Below are 19,493 nucleotides of genomic sequence, written 5' to 3'. Positions count from 1 at the left end.
TATTCGCGGAAAGAAATAGGAACGATTTGAGCCATCAAACTTTCCGGTTCGCATACAGCATTTCTTAAAAGCTGCGCCCAGAACCGCAAGGACACAAATCGCGCCGTCCAAGTTTTTCCAGAAGCTCTTTCTCGTTGCGGACCACCCGGTGCCCACGTTTTACCCGGGTTTCCGATGGGAAGCCTTTGCGCCGTTTACTGCTTCGTTCGAAAGCAGGAGAGTTCTTCGAAGTCTTCAATGTTCATGACCATTCTCCTTCGTTTCCAGAATGTCATTAGTCTATCAACCTGCGATTGCGCCCCGTCCTGCTTTAAGGAACTTCAATGACGATCTTGCCAAAGTGCTGCGCGCTCTCCATGCGCCGCAGCGCAGCAGGTGCATCCGCAAAGGGAAAGGTGTCTCCGATCACCGGCTTGAGCTTCGACTCGCCAATCGCCTTGTTCATCGCAACAAAATCAGCTCGCGAACCCACGTAAACACCGTGAATGCGTAGATGCCGCGTCAGGATCGGTCGAACATCGACCGTTTCAGCAACTCCTGTCAATACGCCAATCTGGGCGATAGTGCCACCCGCACGCACTGCACGTAGCGATCGCGGCAGCGTGCCAGATCCGCCAACCTCGACTACCAGATCGACGCCTGCACCGCCGGTTTGTTCCATCGCCCATTTCTCCCAGTCTAGGTTCGTGCGGTAGTTCAATCCCGCATCCACTCCCAGATCCTTTTCGCGCGCCAGCTTTGCATCGCTCGACGAGATCCCCAGCACATGCGCTCCAGCCAGTTTGGCAAACTGCAACGCGAAAATCGAAACCCCACCAGTTCCTTGAATAAGCACGGTATTGCCGGGCCGGATATCGCAGGCGTTGAAGAGCGCATTCCATGCAGTGACACCAGCACAGGGAAGCGTCGCCGCCTCAGCCCAGCTCAAGTGGTCGGGCACGCGTACCAATCCGTGCTCTGGCAACACGACCTCAGTGGCCAGCATGCCGTCGATGTCCCCGCCCAACGCGCCCTTCGTCTTAGTGGGGTTAGGATCACCATCCAGCCAGTTCTGCATAAAGATGCCGGCAATGCGATCTCCAGCTTTCCACTGCGTGACCCCATCGCCAACAGCGATCACTTCGCCTGCGCCATCCGAGCAGGGAACACGCGGCAACGCAAGCTTTGGATTGTAGAGTCCTTGCACCACCATCAGGTCGCGATAGTTCAAAGACACCGCATGCACGCGGATCTTGACCCTTCCAGACCCCGGAGCAGGGGAGTCGCGTTCAACAAGCGTTAACGAATCAATACCAAAGGAAGAAATCTGCCACTGTTGCACAGGGATCATCACCTCTCAGCGCGTTATACGTCGCCTGCCATGAATAGTGCAACATGGGTAGCATCTCAGACGCGAAACGCCGCGATTTACGCCATCTTCCTCGATACCGGTACAATAGAGTCATGGCTCGAGGTTGGGAAAGCAAATCGGTGGAGGAGCAGATGGCAGCAAGCGCGCAGAGCGCACCCGCATTTACTTCCGGTGAGACGAATCTTCGTCAGCAACAGGCGCAGCAGGCAAGCCGCGCCCGCCAACGTCAGGCATTAGAACTGCAAAAAGAAAATATTCTTTCGCAGAGGACGTCGAATCCGAATCGCCGGGCAGCGCTTGAGGCCGCTCTGGCGCACATCGAATCACAGCTTGAGGCTCTGGAGTAATCCGAGCTTCAAGTCGTTTATGCCTGCACTCGATGAAACAGCAGCGAATTCGCCTGCGTGATCGAGGTCATGAGCACGTGCGCAATATTCACGTGTGCCGGGCGGCTCGCAGCCCACACGATGGCGTCCGCCACATCTGCAGGAGTCAAGGGTGTTACACCCTTGTAGATCTTTGACGCACGCTCCTCGTCGCCATGGAAACGCACCTTGCTGAATTCCGTTTCCACCATGCCCGGATCGATGCTCGTGACACGTAGCGGTGATCCCAGCAGATCTTGGCGCAAACCGTCATTGATCGATTTTTCTGCAGCCTTCGTCGCGCAATACACAGCACCGTTGGGATAGGTCAACTCGCCCGCAGTGGAGCCGAGATTGATGATGTGCCCTTCACCCCGCGCAACCATCCCCGGCACAACCGTGCGCGTGACGTAGAGCAGCCCCTTCACATTGGTGTCGATCATCTCTTCCCAGTCCCGGATATTGCCCTCGTAGAGCTTATCCAGACCGCGGCTCAACCCGGCGTTGTTCACCAGCACGTCGATTGCCTGCCATTCCGCGGGCAATCCCTCGATTGCCGTAACCACAGCCGCCTGATTACGTATATCCAGATCGAATGCGTGTACTGCAGACGCACCTTTTTCAAGCGCTGTCTTTGCGACAGATTCCAGCTTGTCCTTGCGCCGCGCAGCCAGCAGCAGCCGTGCGCCCTCTGCAGCAAAAGCGTATGCAGTAAATTCACCTATACCGGAACTGGCGCCGGTAATGAAGACGGTTTTTCCCTTCAGGCTCATGACCGTATCCTAACGAATCGACTCGCCTTGTCAGCCTTACATCATGATGATTTATTTCCGTGAAGCCGTTTCCGCGCCCCGCAGCATCCCCGACGCCCAGTCCGCCTCGCCATTCCCTGCGGCAATAATCTCGTTGAATCGGCCTTCCATCCGCTCTGCAATCGTAAGATGTACGCCTTTGACGTCAGCAGCATCCAGGAATAGCTTCAGATCCTTGAGACCAAGCCGTACAGTAGCTCCGGGTTTCGTGGGCGGGTCCAGCAGTACTTTGCTGTAAGCGGTATAAAACGGCGACTGAAACAGCGCATTGTTGATCGTCTCCAACAGGAGTGCCGGATCCATGTCGTACGCCTTGCCGAAAACAGTAATCTCACTCAGCGCCTGAATCATCATCGATATACCGAAGTTTCCAGCGATCTTCAAAGCATTGGCTTGCGCTGGTGTTTCGCCGATCACCGTAATGCCCCGGCCCAGCGGTTCCAGCACTGGGCGTGCTTTCGCAACCGCAGCGTCAGCTCCAGCAACCACGATCCACAACCGTCCATCCACCGCGACGTTTGGGCGTCCAAAGACAGGCGCTGCCACATACTGCAGATGCCGTCGCGCATGCTCTTCCGTCAGCAGTTCCGCCAGCCCAACACTGATGGTGCTGCATGCAATATGCAGCGTACCTGTATCCATCGCCACAATCGCGCCATCCTCGCCAAGCAGCACCTGCTCATGCGCGGCATCGTCAAACAGCATGCTGAAGACGATCTCCTGTCCTCGCACCGCTTCTGCTGCGGATGCTTTCTGCGCGGCACCAGCGCTGACCAGCGGTTCCGCTGCCTTCGCCGTGCGATTCCATACCGTCAGCGAGTGGCCAGCTTTCATTAGCCGCTTCGCCATCGGCATACCCATATTGCCGAGACCAAGAAAACCAATCTTCATTGCAATGCTCCGTAATTCCTGTAAGTAGGCGTGATTAAAGCCGTATGAGCTCTTGGCTCTAAACTAAATATTCCATGCTGCGAACGGTACAAGCCACGCGATACGTCCTGCCTCTGCGGGAAGGCGGCTCTCTGCCTGCCATCGTCGAAGCGGACGACCTTGGTCTCTACGTTACAAAATTCCGCGGCGCAGGGCAGGGCCCACTTGCGCTGATTGCCGAACTCGTTGCCGGAGAAATTGGCCGCGCGCTCGGTCTCCAGGTACCGGAGATTGTCTTCGTGGAGCTCGACGCCGCCTTGAGTCGCAATGAGCCCGACTACGAGATACGCCAGCTCCTCAAAACGAGCGCAGGTCTCAACCTCGGCCTGGACTATCTTCCCGGCTCAACGGCTTTTGATCCCGCAGCAAATGACGCAGCCTCCGCCGAAGAAGCTTCGCTAGTCGTTTGGTTCGACGCCTTCACACAAAACGTCGACCGCACCGCACGCAACACCAACTTGCTGCTCTGGCATCGCAAGCTCTATCTGATTGACCATGGAGCGGCGTTATTCTTCCATCACAACTGGCCGACCATGCAGGAAAAGGCAGCATCGCCATTCGCCGAGATCCGGCATCATGTCCTGTTGCCCTGGGCTTCGCAGATCGAAAAAGCAGGCGAGTCAGCCCGCTCAAAACTCACCGCCGATCTTTTTGACGACATCCTCGCTGAGGTACCGGATGCGTGGTTGAGCGCAATTTCCGCTGATGGTCCCGCAGAAGAGCACCGCGCTGCGTATAAAGACTTCTTTCTCCGCAGACTGGCCGAATCTTCAATCTTCGAACAGGAGGTGGCTGATGCGCGCTCGCGCCACCTTTGATTATGCTGTGCTCCGCGTCGTCCCACGTGTGGAACGGCAGGAGTTCGTCAACGCCGCGGTAGTAGTTTTCTGCCTCGAAAAGCGCTATCTCGATGCCCGCGTATACATTGACCCGCAGCGGATGAAGGCGCTATGGCCAGATTTAGATATCGATCTGGTTCGTCAGCATCTCGATGCCATACCGCGCATCTGCTCGGGCGATCCCACTGCTGGTCCGGTGGCCTCACTCTCGCAGCGCGAACGCTTTCATTGGCTGGTCGCGCCTCGCAGCACACTCATCCAGCCTTCACCCGTTCATACAGGCATCTGTGACGACACAGGCGGTCTCATCGACCGCCTGGCCACACAGTTTCTTTACTAAAGGAAATGTAGTTTGCGACGATCCGCGATTACTGCGGCGTCACAAGCTGATGCGCAATCGCAAAGAGCGCGAGTTCGAGCCGCGTGGAAACGCCAGTCTTGTCAAAGATATTCGAGAGATGCCGCTTCACGGTTTCTTCGCTCAGGGTGAACTGCTTTGCGATGTCGCGGTTGCTGCAGCCTTCCACAATGCAGCCCACCACTTCCAGTTCGCGCGGAGTCAAGCCATACGTTTTGCGCTGCGGCACCTGTGCCTGCTGCATCAGCGAGTGCAGCGCGCTCACCAGGTTCACAACACGCTTGCCGCCGATCCAGTAATCGCCAGCGATAACAGTACGGATTGAGGTCTGCAGATGATCGGCCAGAGCATCTTTCAGCACAATGCCACGTGCGCCAATTTGCAAAGCCTCGATGATCTGCTGAGTCGTGATCGTCGAAGTTAGCAGAATAATCTTGACCGTCGGCGTCCCGTTCATGATCGCTCGCATTGCCTCAAGACCGGGCAACCTCGGCATCTGAACGTCCAACAGCAGAATGTCGGGCTCAAGTTCGAGCGTTTGAGTAATAGCCTCGTCCCCATCCGACGCTTCACCCACAACATCAAATCCAGTGTGCTCCGAAAGCATGTTGCGCACCCCGATGCGCACGACCGGATGATCATCCGCCAGCACGATTCGAATCTGGCGATCGGTTCTCTCGTTACGGTCCATCACAACCCTTCCTTCAGTGTTTTACTCACTGCGCCCCTTAATACGGGTTCGCCCGCTATCTTCTGAGATGTATTACCATAGTAACCCATCTGAAAGTAAGCCCTGCAACTTGTCAAGCGCGAAATGTAATTGTGTCAATTCATTTTGCCAGTTTTCAGGCTGGTTACTAATTTCTAACCGAGCGGCAGAATCGCGCGCTCCCGATAATCCAACCATGGCACATCCACCTTTGATAGCATGCGCCACACGGGCTACCTCTGAAGCACGCCCCTGGCTCATGGCAGCCGACAGCGTTACCAGTCTGCTCGCCAGGTCCATGGCGGTTGCCATGTAAATCTCCCGCACAGCGGAGTCTGGCATCATGGCTCTGAGCTTTTTAAGCATTACCGGGTCAATTACATGTTCAGCCACACGCCCTGCGGCCTCGGTGTTGTTATCGGCATCTTCCGGTAAATCGGCAGTGGCCTGCAGCGTAAGTCCATGATTTTGCGCGCCGCTCTGTTCTTGTGTGCCAAGAACTTCCTCCAGCGCCGCCGGATCAACCGGTTTCAGCAGAAACCCGTCGGCTGATTCGCGCACCCGATCATTCGCGCTTCCGCTGATTGCGATGATTCGCGCGTTGGAACTCTTGCGCAGAGCTTCGATCAATCCCACACCGCTCAAGCCCGGCATCTGTGCGTCCATAAGGATGACATCGGGTGCCACATCGGCAGCGCTCGCGTTCGCACGGCTCAAAAACTCGAGTGCCTGTGCGCCATCCTCGGCCGAGTCCACCGGATACCCATGCATCTCCAGTGTCATGGAGATGACTTCGCGGCTGATCACATCATCGTCGATCAGCAAGACACGAGGGAGCTTGGATGTCCCGGGGGGAGACATGCTTTCAGTTTGCCACCAAAGTCTTAAGAATCAAGAGGAAACTGCTTAATTTCCCACGACAAGTACCCGAAAGCTCCCTGGTACGGCCGCTGTTTGCAATCCTCCGATACCACCATCGTGATTTAGGTCGAAGCCCACGACGTTCGTCACCAGGTAGACATTGCCATTATCGGGGTTTACCGCCAGAGTCCGCGCCCTTGCCTGCGTCGGCAGTTCTTGGATCACGTGGTATGTATCGACGACATCTCGTCGGATGATAGTCAGGCTGCCCACTCCACCGCCATTGGAAGCGTAGATAAGTCCTCGATCCGCATCGAAACCGAGCGCATCGTTGCCTGCTCCGATCGGTAGAGTCGTTACCTGCGAACCATCTTCGGTGTTCAGCACCACCATCCGCATATTCTCGCAGGCAACAAACAGTCGGTTATCTGCTGCATCAATCGCCAGTCCGTGCGGAGCGACGCAGCCTCCGCCAATGCTCAACGAATGCAGTTGGTTGGGAATGTTGTCGGTCGACTGTTGGCTTTGCGGGGTCCAATCGACCACCAGATAGTCTCTGGTTTCGCTGCGGTGTTTGTCTGTCCCGTCATTTCCGTCCGATGCGTTATCTTTCCCATCAGCATTGTTGGCCTTTGCACCGGTTTCCATCCGCTGCAACCCGTTCTGGATCTGCGATACGACAGTTTGTGTGTGCAGGTAGATCACGTGATTTAGTTTGACGTCATTGATGTAGACCGTTCCGCGTCCATCCGCTTGCGCAAAGCCGAGCTGATTGGGAACCAGCACATCGGCCAGTCTCTTGTGCGATTGCGGGTCGATCACCGTAATGGTCGATTGGACCTCAGGAGCAGCACGACGAGATGGTGACTGCCCACGCCTCTGCGGATTTGCCTCAGGCGTAGTGTCAGGGCACACGGCGAAAACCAGGCCAGTGCTTGCGTCAAATACCGCTGCCCTCGGATTATTCGCTGTAGGGATACGCGCGATCACCTGATAGGAGGACCGGTCAAAGACAATTACGGACGCGGCTCCGCCGTCCGTCACGAATCCATACTGACCTTCCTCGTCAAGCGCAACGCTGTGCGCATCGCGCAGGCCGGTCACCTGCCCAACTACCTGGCCAGTGTTGACATCCACAACCTGCACAATACGGCCATGCGGAATGAACAGTTGCATGGTCTTTGGGTCCATCGTCAGATAGTCCCAGTTCCCCTCGCCGCCGATTATCCACGTCTTTTTGATGAAAAAGGGTTTCCCCGGCAGGTCCGTCGCCTGCGGAGTCTGCGCTATCGCCCCTATAACGGAGCTACACGTAACCAAAAGTACAATGGCCAGAAACCGGTTCATGAGTATTCGTTCCTGGCCCATTGGACGCTGAAACCCGCCTTCGCGTTCAACTTAATTGTTCCTATTCGATCTCTGCTGGAACCTCATGCAGCCAGCCTGGATGTTTCAGCAGTTCTCGAGGCCGCGAACCATCCGCCGGACCCACCAGGCCATCGCGCTCCATCAGATCAATCAGATGCGCAGCGCGACCATAGCCGATGCGCAGCCGTCGCTGGAGTAGGGAAGTGGAGGCCTTGCCGAATTCGAAGACCAGCCGCACGGCATCATCGAATAGCTCATCGTTGTCTTCTTCCCCTCCTGAGCCACCCTCCATCTGCGCACGCTCATCTCGCGGAGCATCAAGGAAGCCCTCAGCATACTCAGCCTCGCCTTGCGCTTTCCAGAAATCCACCACCGCAGCAGTTTCTTTCTCGCTGACAAACGGAGCATGCAGGCGCATCAGCCGCGATGTTCCCGGTGGACGGAAGAGCATGTCGCCGCGGCCAAGCAGAGATTCCGCGCCATTGTCGTCAATGATCGTACGTGAATCCACCTTGGATGCCAGTCGGAAGCTGATGCGTGTAGGAACGTTCGCCTTGATCAGACCGGTAATCACATCCACTGATGGCCGCTGTGTTGCCAGCACCAGGTGAATACCGACCGCACGCGCCATCTGCGCCAGGCGCGTAATCGACTCTTCCACATTGGCGCGGTCCAGCATCATCAGGTCAGCCAGCTCGTCGATGATGATCACGATATACGGCAGCGGCTTCTCTTCATCCCCTTGATCCGAGAAGAGGCTTGCCATGCCAGGCTCTTCCAGCTTCGCGTTGTACTGGTCAATGTTGCGCACGCTGCGGCTGGCAAGCAGTTTCAGCCGCCGCTCCATTTCGCGTACAGCATTCCGTAATGCGTTCGCTGCCAGCTTTGCCTCGGTAATGATCGGCGTAAAGAGATGCGGAATGCCCTCGTACATGCCAAGCTCAACCCGCTTCGGATCGACCATGATTAGCCGCACCTGCTCTGGTGTCGTGCGATACAGCAGCGACATGATCATCGCGTTGATCGCCACCGATTTGCCCGATCCGGTCGAGCCGGCAATCAGCACATGCGGCATCGACGCAAGATCAGCGGTCACGATCCGGCCGTTGATGTCCTTGCCCATCGAAAGAGTCAGCCGTGACTTGGCCTTGGCAAAAGTCTCCGACTCGATCACATCGCGCAGATGTATCGTCTCCCGGTCATGGTTCGGCACCTGGATACCGATATGGCTAGTCCCCGCCATGCGTTCGATCAGAATGCTCTCAGCGCGCATCGCCAGGCAGAGATCGTCGCCCAGCCCAGCCACCCGGCTATACTTTACACTCGCGTCCGGCTTGAACTCGTAAGTCGTCACCATTGGTCCGGGGTTGATCTGCACTACTTGCCCATTGACCTTGAACTCTGCGCATTTCTCCACCAGCTTGCGCGCTTCTTCGCGCAGCATATCTTCACGAATCGCCAATGGCTCCTCGCCGCGTGTAAGCAGTGTGCTCGGCGGCAGCTTGTAACCGCTTACCTTCTTGGGAGCAACCGTTGCCGATCGCACTTCCGTTTCGGCGCGCTCGTGAATCGGCAGCGTCTCTGGCGCAGGTTGCTGCGGACTGATTGATCGCGAGCGGGGCTGAGCAGCGCTTGCGGAAGCTGCAGGTACTGCAATCGGCTCTGGAGGAGTGACCGGAGCATACGCGCCATCCGTCGTCCTCCCTGCTTCTTCGAACGCTTCCTCCGAAGCCGCCTTGCGTCGAGCCCGCGCCGGCATGGTATAGATTTCCGCGGAGTGAGCCGCTGCGTTCGTTGGCCTGGTGGCGATTGGCACCACTTCCGCTGCGGGGGCAACAGAGATCGCGTCTTCCGCTTCGTGTTCCGTTGCAGTCGAAGACCTGGCAGCAGATGCCGTGCGCGGCTGTTCAGGCGATTCCCAGATGCTGCGCCGATAACTGGTGTGCCCCGGCCCAACATGGCCCGGAATCGAGTCTCCGTCATCTTCGGCCTGTCGCTGCGCCATGCGCCGGAATGCCGGCACATCATCGATCAGATCCTCATCGCGCTTGCGGCGAAAGATTCCACCCAGCCGTGCAAACAGTCCACGCTTCTCTCTGTCTTGCTCCCAATCGCTCTCATTTTCCTCTACAGGCCCGCGCTCCGCGGCGCGAATCGCGTCCTGTTCGGCGCGTGCATCCGCACGGTCCGCCTGCCAGTTGCGATATCGGTCATGCCACGCCGTCAGTTGTATCGAGCGTTCCTGGCTCCACTCCCACGCATTGCGGAAACTGAAGTTTGAGCCGAGATAGAGTCCAAGTGCAGCCATAACTCCGGCAATGATCCACGCGCCGGTGATGTTGAGATAGGCAATCAACTCATCGGTGACCAGCCGTCCGGTGATGCCTTCGATCGGCATGGCATGCATCCATCGCCAGTGCCACGGCAGCAGCCCGGCAATTGCGGGCAGAAAAGCCATGGTCAGCACCACCCCGGTCCAGCGCAACCACACCACGCCGTTATCCCGCGAACGCATCCAGGTCAGACCAAGTCCACCTATCCAGAGAGGGAACGCGAAGGCCGAGATGCCAAAGGTCTGCAGCAGCAGATCGCTCAGATAAGCGCCCGTCGGCCCGATCAGGTTGCGTGCAGCGTGTGGGCCGCTCACCGCTGTCGAAGTATTGAACGATGGGTCCGTGGAGTGATAGGTGGCCAGAGCCAGCAGCAGCACTGCCGCTGCAAGCATCAGCACAAAACCCAGCAGCATATTCAGCGGGCGAATGCGCGTCGGCGTGTGAGCAATTCGGATAGGTTTCATGCGAGGGACGCAACCGTGCGGCAAACTCACACCGAATTCATCGGCGAGCCGCGTACAGCGAGAACACCCCAGAGCACTTACTATTATCGCCGCTCGTCAGGCTCCCTCTGCGATGATTCACAGCGAATCCAGCCAGAGGAACCTCGCTGTCCAATACCGGTGTCAGCAACCTCAACGGCACTCACCGCTTGGGAATGCTCTCAGGAGGACCCCAGAAGCGATTTGCCGATAGTCAGCAATAAAATCGCCAACGCGATGCGGTACAGCGCGAAGAGCACCAGCCCATGCCGCCGCACCCATTGCAGAAACCACTCAACCACCCCAAGCGCCACCACAAAGCTGACCAGCATCCCGATCAACAATACGATCCATCGCTCCTTGGTCATCACCAGAGGCGTAAACAGCTCGCCCGCCTCGGCATGGCTCGGGTGCAGCACTTCCTTCCACATATCCCAGCCCGTGGCGGCAATCATCGTCGGAATCGACAACAAAAAGCTGAACTCCAGCGCAGCTGAGCGGGTCAGTCCCACGATCTGTCCGGCTGCGATTGTTGACATAGATCGCGATGTACCTGGAAAGACCGCCGAAGTGGTCTGGCAGAGTCCAACCCAGATTCCTTGCCAAAGACTCATCTCTTCCACATCGGCGATGCCCGCTTCATATCGCACGGTGTAAGCGTCTACCACCCACATCACAATGCCGCCAATCAGCAAAGCCCATGCTATTGTTTGCAGATTTTCAAGATTCTTGCTGATCAGTTTCTTCAACAGCAGCGCCGGGCCCGAGGTGAAGGCAAAGGCAATCAGCGTGAGCGAGATCGGATGGTTCCAGATAGTCCGGTTACCAGACTCGCCCTTGGGAAAAGTGCGGATGAATTCGATGATGCGCCCCATGAATAGCAGGCAGAGCGCCAGAATCGCACCCAACTGAATCACGATCGTGTACATCTTCCAGTACGCGACGTTCTGCATGCACGCCGCTGGATCACCGGCCACGGAACATGCCTGCACTCCAATAGGAATGTGCAGCAAAGCCTCTGATATCCGCAGGTGAGCCGTAGAGCTAACAGGCAGAAACTCGGTCAATCCTTCAACCACGCCCAGAAGTACCGACAAGAGATAGTCGTTCAATCTTCCTCCAGTATCAGCAATGGAAGTGTATGGAACTTCAAATCATTTGTGCCATTCAGGACAGGAATCGTTGCTTGCATCTTTCGAATATAGGCAATATGTACTTGCGGCAGAACAGCACCGCACTCGGCACCAAATATCAACTTTCCGCCTGCAAACCTATATTGGCCTTGCGCTATACAGGGGCGAAGAAATCAATTCTGATCTTCGCCATAGACAGCGACGCCTTGCTCGAATTTATACACCAGCGTCGCGGCCCTATCGGTGTAATCCGAGTCCGAAAACTTATCCTTCATCTTTCCCGCAATCTCGCGGGCATGATTTCGAGCCGCTGCCGCTTTCTTGTCGTTACCGTCCGCGCTGTACATATCACCCAGAACGGCCATGCGGTAAACCACTTGATACAGCGCTTGTGCTGTCCGTGGACCGTTTGGATGTTCATTCGCGAATTTCTCGTAGGCTTCCGCTTCTTTCTCTGGACACTTCGCCTGACCCTGCCAATCTCCGCAGAGCTTGTTTTCAATCAGCTCATAGGCCGCATAATCCGCGTCTTTCGAGCCCGGATAGTTCTTGATCACTTTCCTCAGTTCGTCCTCATCCATCAGCTCGCGCAGATAAGGATCGCGCTCCTTCGAGGATGGCAGCCGCGCCGAATCGGCCTTCTGAAACTGCCAGCGAATATCCGCCGCGCGCCATGAGGCCTCGCCAGCGAGTGGCGATTGCGGGAAAAACTCGACAAGCCGCCGGTACAACAGCCGTGCCGTCTGCCCGGCGTTGCGCGGACCGCGCGCATCCTCGGCAAGCCTCTCCATCGTGGCAGCCTCGCCCATCAAGATCGCGTCGCCATTCGGTGCGGTGTCGCGCACAATACCCTTGGCCTCGATCCATCCTGAAATCGGCGGCGGTGTAGTCTCCTGTCCGAATACCGGAGAGTCCTTTTCGCTCACCTCTTCGATATCGGTGTTTGCAAACACACGAATCCACGGCCCGCTGGTTTCAGCAACAACCAGCTCACGCCCCTCCTGCACCCGGTCGACCCGCTGCGAGCCAGTATCCGGCGCTACATAGAGCGGCGTCTCCCGCAACGCAGTAGCCCGTGGCCCAGCCATCGGCTTCACCTGTGGTTTGTCCGGTCCAGCCGCCAAGATAGGAGAGATGTAAAGAAGAGCAAGCGCGGATGAAGCAAGAAAGGAGACGCGTTTCACAGACAGAATCATAACGGAAAGACGGAGAAATCCAGATTCTGTGATTACCGGCTGCCAGACTGAGTGCAAACTGTTCGCTTGAGCTGACTCTCATTCGGGGAATAGTGCTGCCGGACTGGTAGGCTTAGGTTACGCAAGCAGAATAGCTCCCTCGACAGTTGCCGCCAACGCCCGGTCGAAAGTGACCAGTGTCAGGTGTGCGGTTTTAGCAAATGCCGCGAGATAAGCGTCGGCCCATTGCTTGGTCGAGACTTCTTGGCGATCTGTTAGTTGCCGAAATGGCCGGTCGAGGCCCATTGGCTCATCCAGCAGCTTTGCACCAGAGACTTCAGTAAACGCGTCGAAAGCACTCCATGCTTGTGCTTGCGTAAGGACATCTTCGCGCATCGCGGCAGGATTCGTTAGCAACCGCAATAGTCCAAGTTGCGTGAATCGGCAGAAGCACAGAACATCGTCTATCGAGAGCGATTCTTCCCATGCTGTCGCAGTTCTGTTGTGCGGATGAATCTTATGTGCCAATGCCACCCAGACATTCACATCAGGGAAAAGGGATGTATTCGTAGACACCTTCTTCGCCTAATTGCAATGAGCCCGGATTCTTTGAGCCAATCACAGGAAATCGTGGCCGGCTGTCCCGCTGAGCCTTTGGTTTGCGGCTTCGCAGTTTTTCGGCGACGCCCTCCAGAATAATTTCCCGGATCGTCGTTCCCTCCATCGCCGCATATACCTTCAGCTCGCGATATACGGCGTCCGGAATGTCCACGGTGGTTCTCATAGCGTCAGTTTACCATATTTATGGAATTATGCCTTGCTGCATCTTTCATTACGAGATGTTCAAGCTCCCGTCAGCACATCAGCCAGCATCTCCGGCGCCACATTGCCCCCGCTGACGATCGCGACAGCCTTCCGGTACGGCGGCAGCTCGTGCGCATGAAACATCAGCGCCGCCGTCGTTACGGCGCCGCTCGGCTCAGGAACCAGCCGTGCCGTAGCCACAATCGCCCGCATCGCCGCGCGGATCTCCGCTTCGGTCACCGTCACAATTCGGTCAACAAACGCACGAATATGCGCAAAGTTCCGGACGCCGAGGCTCTGCGTTCGCAAACCATCCGCCATCGTCCGGCTCGTCAGTTCCGCCGGCCATGTCACCAGCTCGCCAGTCCGGAAACTCTCCGCGGCATCCCCCGCCAGCTCTGGCTCCACTCCCACAACCACTGCCTCCGGACGCAACTGCCGCACCGCCGCCGCGGTCCCGCTCAGCAACCCTCCACCGCTCACCGGGCTCAGCACCAGATCGACATCTGGAATTGCCTCGACAATCTCCAGCCCGCAGGTGGCCTGCCCGGCAATGATGGCCTCATCGTCATATGGAGCAACCGTTACGTAGCCATGCTTCGCCACCAGCTCATCGGACTTTGCCAGCCGCTCGCTTGACGCCACGCCCACTTCAACAACTTCCGCGCCCAGCGCCAGCGTCGCAGCTCGCTTGATCGCCGGAGCGTTTGATGGCATGACGATCACTGCCTTCGCACCCACCGCACGCGCCGCGTACGCGACACCCTGCGCATGGTTGCCGCTTGAATACGTGATCACTCCGCGAGCAACCTCATCCGCAGTAAGCTGCAGAATCTTGTTCGCCGCCCCGCGCAGCTTAAAGCTGCCGATAGGCTGCAGGCTCTCGGCTTTGAGCCACACCTCGCCGCCCACGCCAGGAAAAGGCGCACGAACCAGAGGTGTCTTTACAGCGATCCCTGCAATGCGCTCAGCCGCAGCGCGAATTGTATCGAGCGTTACCAGCGTTTCAGTGGCAGTTGTCATCTCTCTAGGGTACATACTCGACCGGAAGTGTTTCACCTGCGATTTCGAGTGCATCCAGTAAATCAATGCTGTGAAGGAAGGTATCCCTCAGGCAATGGCTTCGAAGGAATGGCGTCCTGCCAAAGCATGGAAAAGGCCTTCCACTCGCCGACTTGAAAGATGAGCTCAAAATCTTCGATTCCCGTCGCTTTCACCGGGCCTTCCGCCGAATCCCGTACTTCGTAAGTGCGAGTAACCCGCGCAACCCCTTCATACACATCCACAGTCGAATGCAGCGTGCGTTCCCAGAACATCTCTTTGGGATGCTGCTGGTACCAGGCGACAAACTGTCGCGGATTTTCGATCACGCGCCTTGCATGAGCATCTTTATCCGGCACAATACCAGTGATTCGCGCGTCGAACGTTAGCAGACTGAGAGTGCACGCATGACTGCGATTCCCAGGACCAATGACCGCGTCATTCCATATCTGCAAGAATTCCTGAACCGTGTGTGCGGGCTTGCAATCGGCAGCATGAACTTGGGAAGCACACAGCATGAACGCAGCGGCGATGGAGAGAATAGAGCATCGAAGCATGCCAAGATTTTATCGATGGCACGGCGCGCAGCCTTCTCAAATTTCCATCACCACAGGCATGATCATCGGTCGACGCCCAGTCGATTTTTGGATGAACCGCTTCAACTCGACGCGCACTTTTTCCTTCACCACGCCGTAGTCGGCTTTCTCCTCAGGGCTAAGAGAGTCCAGGCATCGCATTACCACCTCGCGCGCCGGTTCCGTGATGTCAGAACCGCCAAACCCACGCATGACTACCTCCGGCAGACGTTCGACAAGTCCCGATTTCTTGTTCAGCGCCAGCACCGCCAGCACAATGCCATCCTCGGAAAGAGTGCGCCGGTCTTTGATCACAAGGTCTTCCACCACATCAATCGTCGATCCGGAATCAATCAACACTCGCCCTGCTGTCACCTTTCCATTCTTGCGCGCCTGCTGCTGATTCACTTCCAGCACATCGCCATCCTCAATCACGATAGCGCCGCCGATTGCACCGGTCTCTTCCGCAACCTGCGCGTGCTGCCGCAAATAGCGATAATCGCCATGCACCGGAATGAAATACTCAGGCCTCACGAGGTTGATCAGCAGCCGCATCTCTTCGCGGCTGCCATGTCCGCTTACGTGAATAAGCCCAGATGACCCGTCATCGCAGATCACGTTCGCATCTCGCCGGTACAGGTGATCGATCACGCGAAAGATACTCTTCTCATTCCCCGGAATAATGCGAGAGCTGAGAATCACCGTGTCACCCGGCTCAATCTTTGCATGCTTATGCGTATCCACCGCGGCTCGGCTCAGCGCACTCATCGGCTCGCCCTGCGTGCCGCTGATCAGCAGCATCAGCTTCTCCGGCGGAAAATCACGAAGCTGCCCCGGATTGATGATCAGCCCCGGCGGAATATCGAGATATCCGAGATCCTGCGCAATCTCCGTGCTCTCATTCATAGACCGGCCAATGACAGCTACCTTGCGTCCATGCGTGCGCGCCAGTTCCAGCGCAATGCGAATGCGGTAGATCGAAGAGGAGAAGCAGCTGAAGAATAGCTTTTTCTGCGTCCGCGAAAACAGCTCGTCGAGCCGTGGCTTCACGGCCCATTCGCTCGGCGTATAACCATGTCGCTCTACGTTCGTTGAGTCCTGCAGCAACGCCAGCACACCACGCTTGCCATACTCGGCAAAGGTATGCAGATCAAACGGCTTTCCATCCGGCGGAGACAGATCGATCTTGAAGTCGCCAGTATGAATGATCACGCCTACTGGTGTATCGATCGCCAACGCAACGCAGTCCACCAGAGAGTGCGTGACACGAATCGGCTCGATCGTAAACGGCCCAATCGTAAACTTCTTCTTCGGCTGAATCTCGATCAGATCGATCTCATCCAGCATCTTGTGCTCTTCCAGCTTGCCCTCGACATACGCGAGCGTGAACTCCGTGCCATACACCGGCACTTTCAGTTCCTGCAATACCCACGGCAGGCCGCCAATATGGTCTTCATGGCCATGCGTCAGCAGAATGCCGCGCACATGGGCCTTGTTCTCAACCAGATAGGAAATATCAGGCACAACCACATCGACGCCGAGCAGCTCTGTCTCTGGAAACATCAGCCCGGCATCGATAACGAGAATGTCGTCTTCCCAGCGGATAGCGAGACAGTTCATGCCAAACTCGCCCAAACCGCCTAGAGGGATAATCTTGAGAGTTTTTGTCTGCATGGTGATGCCGAGTTCCAATGGAGGAGGTATGCGACTCTCAATGCGAACCGGCAAAGCCATCGGCCACACCCGCATCCCCGAGAGTCCAGGGGATCAACCAAACCGTAACACTATAAATCTGATGCTAACATCGAAACGTACGAGACCTCGGCGGACTTCACGGGCAGGAGATTTTAGGAATAGAGATCGAGGCACAGAATTGGCGAGTGCAACTCTCACAGATTCTTCGGCTATTGCGCAATCACCAGTGATGAAGAGCTCGTCATGTTCAAGTTTCGCTTGGTAACCCACGCGATGTTAAGTGGGAACGAATAAGTAACCTGCACTTTCACAAGATTCCCGGGGGCATTGCAGGTACCAGATGCGCATGCGGTCCATGTAGTAGGTGTAGCGCTGCTGGGCGTAAAGTAGTTGACCGTTACAGTCATCCTGTCCGGGCCGTCAACGCCAGGATACGGAATCCCCTGTAGGTAGCTTCGAATCTCCGCCACTGTCGCATTACAGTTGGTCAGACTCGGCGTATTCGTGCAGGACGTGGAGCCGCGCACTATTGCGTATCGCGTCCCTTCCCTCGCTATCTCATCCACATAATGATAGGTGTTAAAGGCCCAGCACATTTCAAAAACCCCCGTCAGCATTCCGAGAAAGATCGCGGACGATAGAGCCAGTTCAACCAGGGTCGCACCCAGTTCATTCTGCCGGAACCTTTTCGCGAGCCGGGATTTCTTGCAACGTGAATACCGATCCATTAGTGAATCACTTTCTGTACTGCTGAACCCCGCACTGTGTAGGTTGCGGGTTGGCTAGGTATGTGAATAAAGGGAGTAACCGTCGCAGAAGTCTTGACGGTCAGAATATTCTCGATGTGATCCCCAGGCGTTGAACAGTCGGTGTTGGTGCAGGTCGAGTTCGACCCGGTGCATGCGGCTCCACTCGAGCAAATTCCGGTGAGGGTTGCGGTCGTGGTCAGAGTCGACGATAAATTGCCCGCGTCCATAGACGCCGCGGTCCCGATGCCTGTGGCATCAGAAGCGGTGGTAATGTTCTGAGATCCGTACGCGACACCAGCTTTGGCGGCGTTCGCGACTTCAATGGCCGAATAAAAGGCTTGCACCATCACGGCTTCGATCACCAAAATTACCATTAGAAATGGCACAATCAACGCTGTTTCAACGAGAGCCTGACCGCTTTCGTTTGATATTCCTTTGATCTTCTTTTGCCTAAAAAGCATAATCAGTCTCCTCCCTGACTGTCGTCTATTCAACTAAGGTGACCAGGCGCAACGGAGTTGTATTCGGGTTTGCAGCACTGTAACTTGGGACGTTCAAGGTGGATGACTTGATATACATCGTGTTGGCGTAAACACCAGTTGCTTCAACTCCGCCGCCATTGTCCTGCAGATAAACTTCCACTCCAGGGGCGTAAATAACCCCATCCAGGGTTTCGTTATTACTGCCGAACTGAACCTGAAGCGGTGTAGTCGTGTTGGAAAGTGGCTGCAGGATCGAAATCCCGTTGTATGTTCCAGCCGTTGGCGCCCAGGAATTGAGCACAGAATTTGAGTTTTGATTCAATGTACCACCGTATAAATCAATGGTGGCTCCAGTGGTCGCGCTGCCAATCGCCGTTCCTGTGCCAATCGTGACAGTTGCTCCGGTCGCGATGGTTAGACCGTTCTCAAAGACGTAAACCACACCATTTGCTGCTCCCGGAAGAGTAACGCCGTTATTGAGCGTCACCGCATTGCTGAAGCAAGCAACACCGTTTGCTGCGGTGGGAATCGCAGTTGAGGCGTTTGATGTTGTTACAGAAGTCGCCGTAGAAATATTGCTTCCCGAACAGGCTGAGAGACTCGGTCCCGTAACATTCCCGAAGGGATCGCTCTGAGCTGCACTGTTGGTACTAATCGGAGTTGGTGATGTCTGGTGGCCCGAATTCCCACCATAATCGTCGAAATATCCTGCCGTTATCGTCGACGCGTTTCCAGTAATCTTCACCGCACTGGTCGAACTGGAATTGATATATATTCCACAGTTCGGAGCACTGATGGTGGTGCTGCCCTGTACATGGAAAACATCCGATGCCGTAGGATTTGCAATATAGATGCAGGAATCATTCACCGCCGGGGTTCCTGCTACTGCGCGTGCCGCTACTGCCATGCTTTTTGTTCCCAAGTAGCTCATAAAAAAGGTGGGGTTGGATGTCTGCACGATGGCTTCGAAGTAGCCACTTGAACCTGCATTTGGACCAGCCGAAGGCGGATTGTTGATTGTTACGGTTGCCCCACTGCTGCCATTAGTCACGCCATTCGCAGTTGCTGCGGCCTGCCCGGCAGCTTTCGCCGACGTGATCGAACCATTGTAGAGATTGTCGAGCGCTGCAGCGGTCGCCGCGGCATCCGCCGCTATCTGCATATTGCGCTTGGCTCGGAACATCGACCCCATATCAATGGCCATCGCGGCAAAACCGAACACAACCGACATCGACAACGCCAGCATTATTAATGTTTGCCCAGATTCCCTGCCATTTTGAGCAATTCTCATTTCCCACCTCTTACTTCTCTCTTACTTCTCGGTACGTCTGATCCCGTCAGACTCCTTCAGGAGCTAAGTCCCGTATCACTTCGTCTGGGTGTATAGAAACTTTTCCTTTTCTCATAAACTCCCATGAAAGTGAGCCAGCT

The 19,493-nt window shown here is 56.1% G+C and carries 21 protein-coding genes; 3 read left to right on the top strand and 18 right to left on the bottom strand.

Going from position 1 to position 19,493, the window contains the following annotated elements:
• Positions 1–64: 64 nt before the first annotated feature.
• Positions 65–145, bottom strand: coding sequence for an SEC-C metal-binding domain-containing protein (locus OHL22_RS25030; protein ID WP_377819470.1), 81 nt, complete (start codon positions 143–145; stop codon positions 65–67).
• 165 nt (positions 146–310) lie between these two features.
• Positions 311–1,330, bottom strand: coding sequence for a zinc-dependent alcohol dehydrogenase family protein (locus OHL22_RS11415; RefSeq protein WP_263337136.1), 1,020 nt, complete (start codon positions 1,328–1,330; stop codon positions 311–313).
• 152 nt (positions 1,331–1,482) lie between these two features.
• On the opposite strand from OHL22_RS11415, the gene OHL22_RS11410 reads away from it, so the two are divergent.
• On the top strand, positions 1,483–1,698 hold the full coding sequence (locus OHL22_RS11410) for a hypothetical protein (RefSeq protein WP_263337134.1): 216 nt from the start codon (positions 1,483–1,485) through the stop codon (positions 1,696–1,698).
• 17 nt (positions 1,699–1,715) lie between these two features.
• Here the strand turns inward: OHL22_RS11410 and OHL22_RS11405 are convergent, their stop codons facing one another.
• Both OHL22_RS11405 and OHL22_RS11400 read right to left on the bottom strand, forming a co-directional pair.
• Positions 1,716–2,489 carry an SDR family NAD(P)-dependent oxidoreductase gene (locus OHL22_RS11405; protein ID WP_263337132.1) on the bottom strand — a complete coding sequence of 258 codons (774 nt, stop codon included), beginning with the start codon at positions 2,487–2,489 and terminating at the stop codon, positions 1,716–1,718.
• A gap of 51 nt (positions 2,490–2,540) precedes the next feature.
• Positions 2,541–3,419 (bottom strand): NAD(P)-dependent oxidoreductase, encoded by an 879-nt coding sequence (locus OHL22_RS11400; protein WP_263337129.1) that lies wholly within the window; start codon positions 3,417–3,419, stop codon positions 2,541–2,543.
• A 74-nt stretch (positions 3,420–3,493) separates the two neighbouring features.
• Here OHL22_RS11400 and OHL22_RS11395 point away from each other — a divergent pair, with 74 nt between their 5' ends.
• A complete protein-coding gene (locus tag OHL22_RS11395) occupies positions 3,494–4,276 on the top strand; it encodes a HipA family kinase (RefSeq protein WP_263337127.1) in 783 nt (260 codons plus the stop codon).
• Positions 4,254–4,637: a DUF3037 domain-containing protein gene (locus tag OHL22_RS11390; protein ID WP_263337125.1), complete on the top strand. Its 384-nt coding sequence runs from the start codon at positions 4,254–4,256 to the stop codon at positions 4,635–4,637. The genes OHL22_RS11395 and OHL22_RS11390 overlap by 23 nt, the downstream gene beginning before the upstream one ends.
• 28 nt (positions 4,638–4,665) lie before the next feature.
• Here OHL22_RS11390 and OHL22_RS11385 read toward each other — a convergent pair whose 3' ends face one another.
• From OHL22_RS11385 to OHL22_RS11325, 14 genes are all read right to left on the bottom strand, one after another.
• Positions 4,666–5,346 (bottom strand): response regulator transcription factor, encoded by a 681-nt coding sequence (locus OHL22_RS11385; protein WP_263337123.1) that lies wholly within the window; start codon positions 5,344–5,346, stop codon positions 4,666–4,668.
• 72 nt (positions 5,347–5,418) lie between these two features.
• On the bottom strand, positions 5,419–6,225 hold the full coding sequence (locus OHL22_RS11380; protein ID WP_263337121.1) for a response regulator: 807 nt from the start codon (positions 6,223–6,225) through the stop codon (positions 5,419–5,421).
• A 45-nt stretch (positions 6,226–6,270) separates the two neighbouring features.
• On the bottom strand, positions 6,271–7,572 hold the full coding sequence (locus OHL22_RS11375) for a YncE family protein (protein WP_263337118.1): 1,302 nt from the start codon (positions 7,570–7,572) through the stop codon (positions 6,271–6,273).
• 61 nt (positions 7,573–7,633) lie between these two features.
• Positions 7,634–10,390, bottom strand: a complete 2,757-nt coding sequence (locus OHL22_RS11370; RefSeq protein ID WP_263337115.1) for a DNA translocase FtsK — start codon at positions 10,388–10,390, stop codon at positions 7,634–7,636.
• A 200-nt stretch (positions 10,391–10,590) separates the two neighbouring features.
• Positions 10,591–11,520 carry an undecaprenyl-diphosphate phosphatase gene (locus tag OHL22_RS11365; RefSeq protein ID WP_263337112.1) on the bottom strand — a complete coding sequence of 310 codons (930 nt, stop codon included), beginning with the start codon at positions 11,518–11,520 and terminating at the stop codon, positions 10,591–10,593.
• Between the two features lie 194 nt (positions 11,521–11,714).
• On the bottom strand, positions 11,715–12,725 hold the full coding sequence (locus OHL22_RS11360; RefSeq protein ID WP_263337110.1) for a tetratricopeptide repeat protein: 1,011 nt from the start codon (positions 12,723–12,725) through the stop codon (positions 11,715–11,717).
• A gap of 129 nt (positions 12,726–12,854) precedes the next feature.
• Positions 12,855–13,292, bottom strand: a complete 438-nt coding sequence (locus tag OHL22_RS11355; protein ID WP_263337107.1) for a TA system VapC family ribonuclease toxin — start codon at positions 13,290–13,292, stop codon at positions 12,855–12,857.
• Positions 13,264–13,488 carry a hypothetical protein gene (locus OHL22_RS11350; RefSeq protein WP_263337104.1) on the bottom strand — a complete coding sequence of 75 codons (225 nt, stop codon included), beginning with the start codon at positions 13,486–13,488 and terminating at the stop codon, positions 13,264–13,266. The genes OHL22_RS11355 and OHL22_RS11350 overlap by 29 nt, the downstream gene beginning before the upstream one ends.
• A 71-nt stretch (positions 13,489–13,559) precedes the next feature.
• On the bottom strand, positions 13,560–14,543 hold the full coding sequence (locus OHL22_RS11345; RefSeq protein ID WP_263337101.1) for a threonine ammonia-lyase: 984 nt from the start codon (positions 14,541–14,543) through the stop codon (positions 13,560–13,562).
• A 62-nt stretch (positions 14,544–14,605) separates the two neighbouring features.
• A complete protein-coding gene (locus OHL22_RS11340) occupies positions 14,606–15,118 on the bottom strand; it encodes a hypothetical protein (protein WP_263337099.1) in 513 nt (170 codons plus the stop codon).
• Between the two features lie 36 nt (positions 15,119–15,154).
• Positions 15,155–16,810: a ribonuclease J gene (locus OHL22_RS11335; protein WP_263338884.1), complete on the bottom strand. Its 1,656-nt coding sequence runs from the start codon at positions 16,808–16,810 to the stop codon at positions 15,155–15,157.
• A gap of 230 nt (positions 16,811–17,040) precedes the next feature.
• Positions 17,041–17,559 (bottom strand): TadE/TadG family type IV pilus assembly protein, encoded by a 519-nt coding sequence (locus OHL22_RS25025; RefSeq protein ID WP_377819173.1) that lies wholly within the window; start codon positions 17,557–17,559, stop codon positions 17,041–17,043.
• On the bottom strand, positions 17,559–18,041 hold the full coding sequence (locus OHL22_RS11330) for a TadE/TadG family type IV pilus assembly protein (protein ID WP_263337096.1): 483 nt from the start codon (positions 18,039–18,041) through the stop codon (positions 17,559–17,561). The genes OHL22_RS25025 and OHL22_RS11330 overlap by 1 nt, the downstream gene beginning before the upstream one ends.
• Before the next feature lie 25 nt (positions 18,042–18,066).
• The gene (locus OHL22_RS11325) at positions 18,067–19,353 is read right to left on the bottom strand and encodes a pilus assembly protein TadG-related protein (RefSeq protein WP_263337093.1); all 1,287 of its coding nucleotides are present in this window, start codon (positions 19,351–19,353) and stop codon (positions 18,067–18,069) included.
• Positions 19,354–19,493 lie beyond the last annotated feature (140 nt).

The sequence above is a fragment of the Acidicapsa dinghuensis genome, assembly GCF_025685685.1.
In the GTDB taxonomy this organism is placed as follows: domain Bacteria; phylum Acidobacteriota; class Terriglobia; order Terriglobales; family Acidobacteriaceae; genus Acidicapsa; species Acidicapsa dinghuensis.
This window is presented reverse-complemented; position numbering and strand designations above follow the sequence as displayed.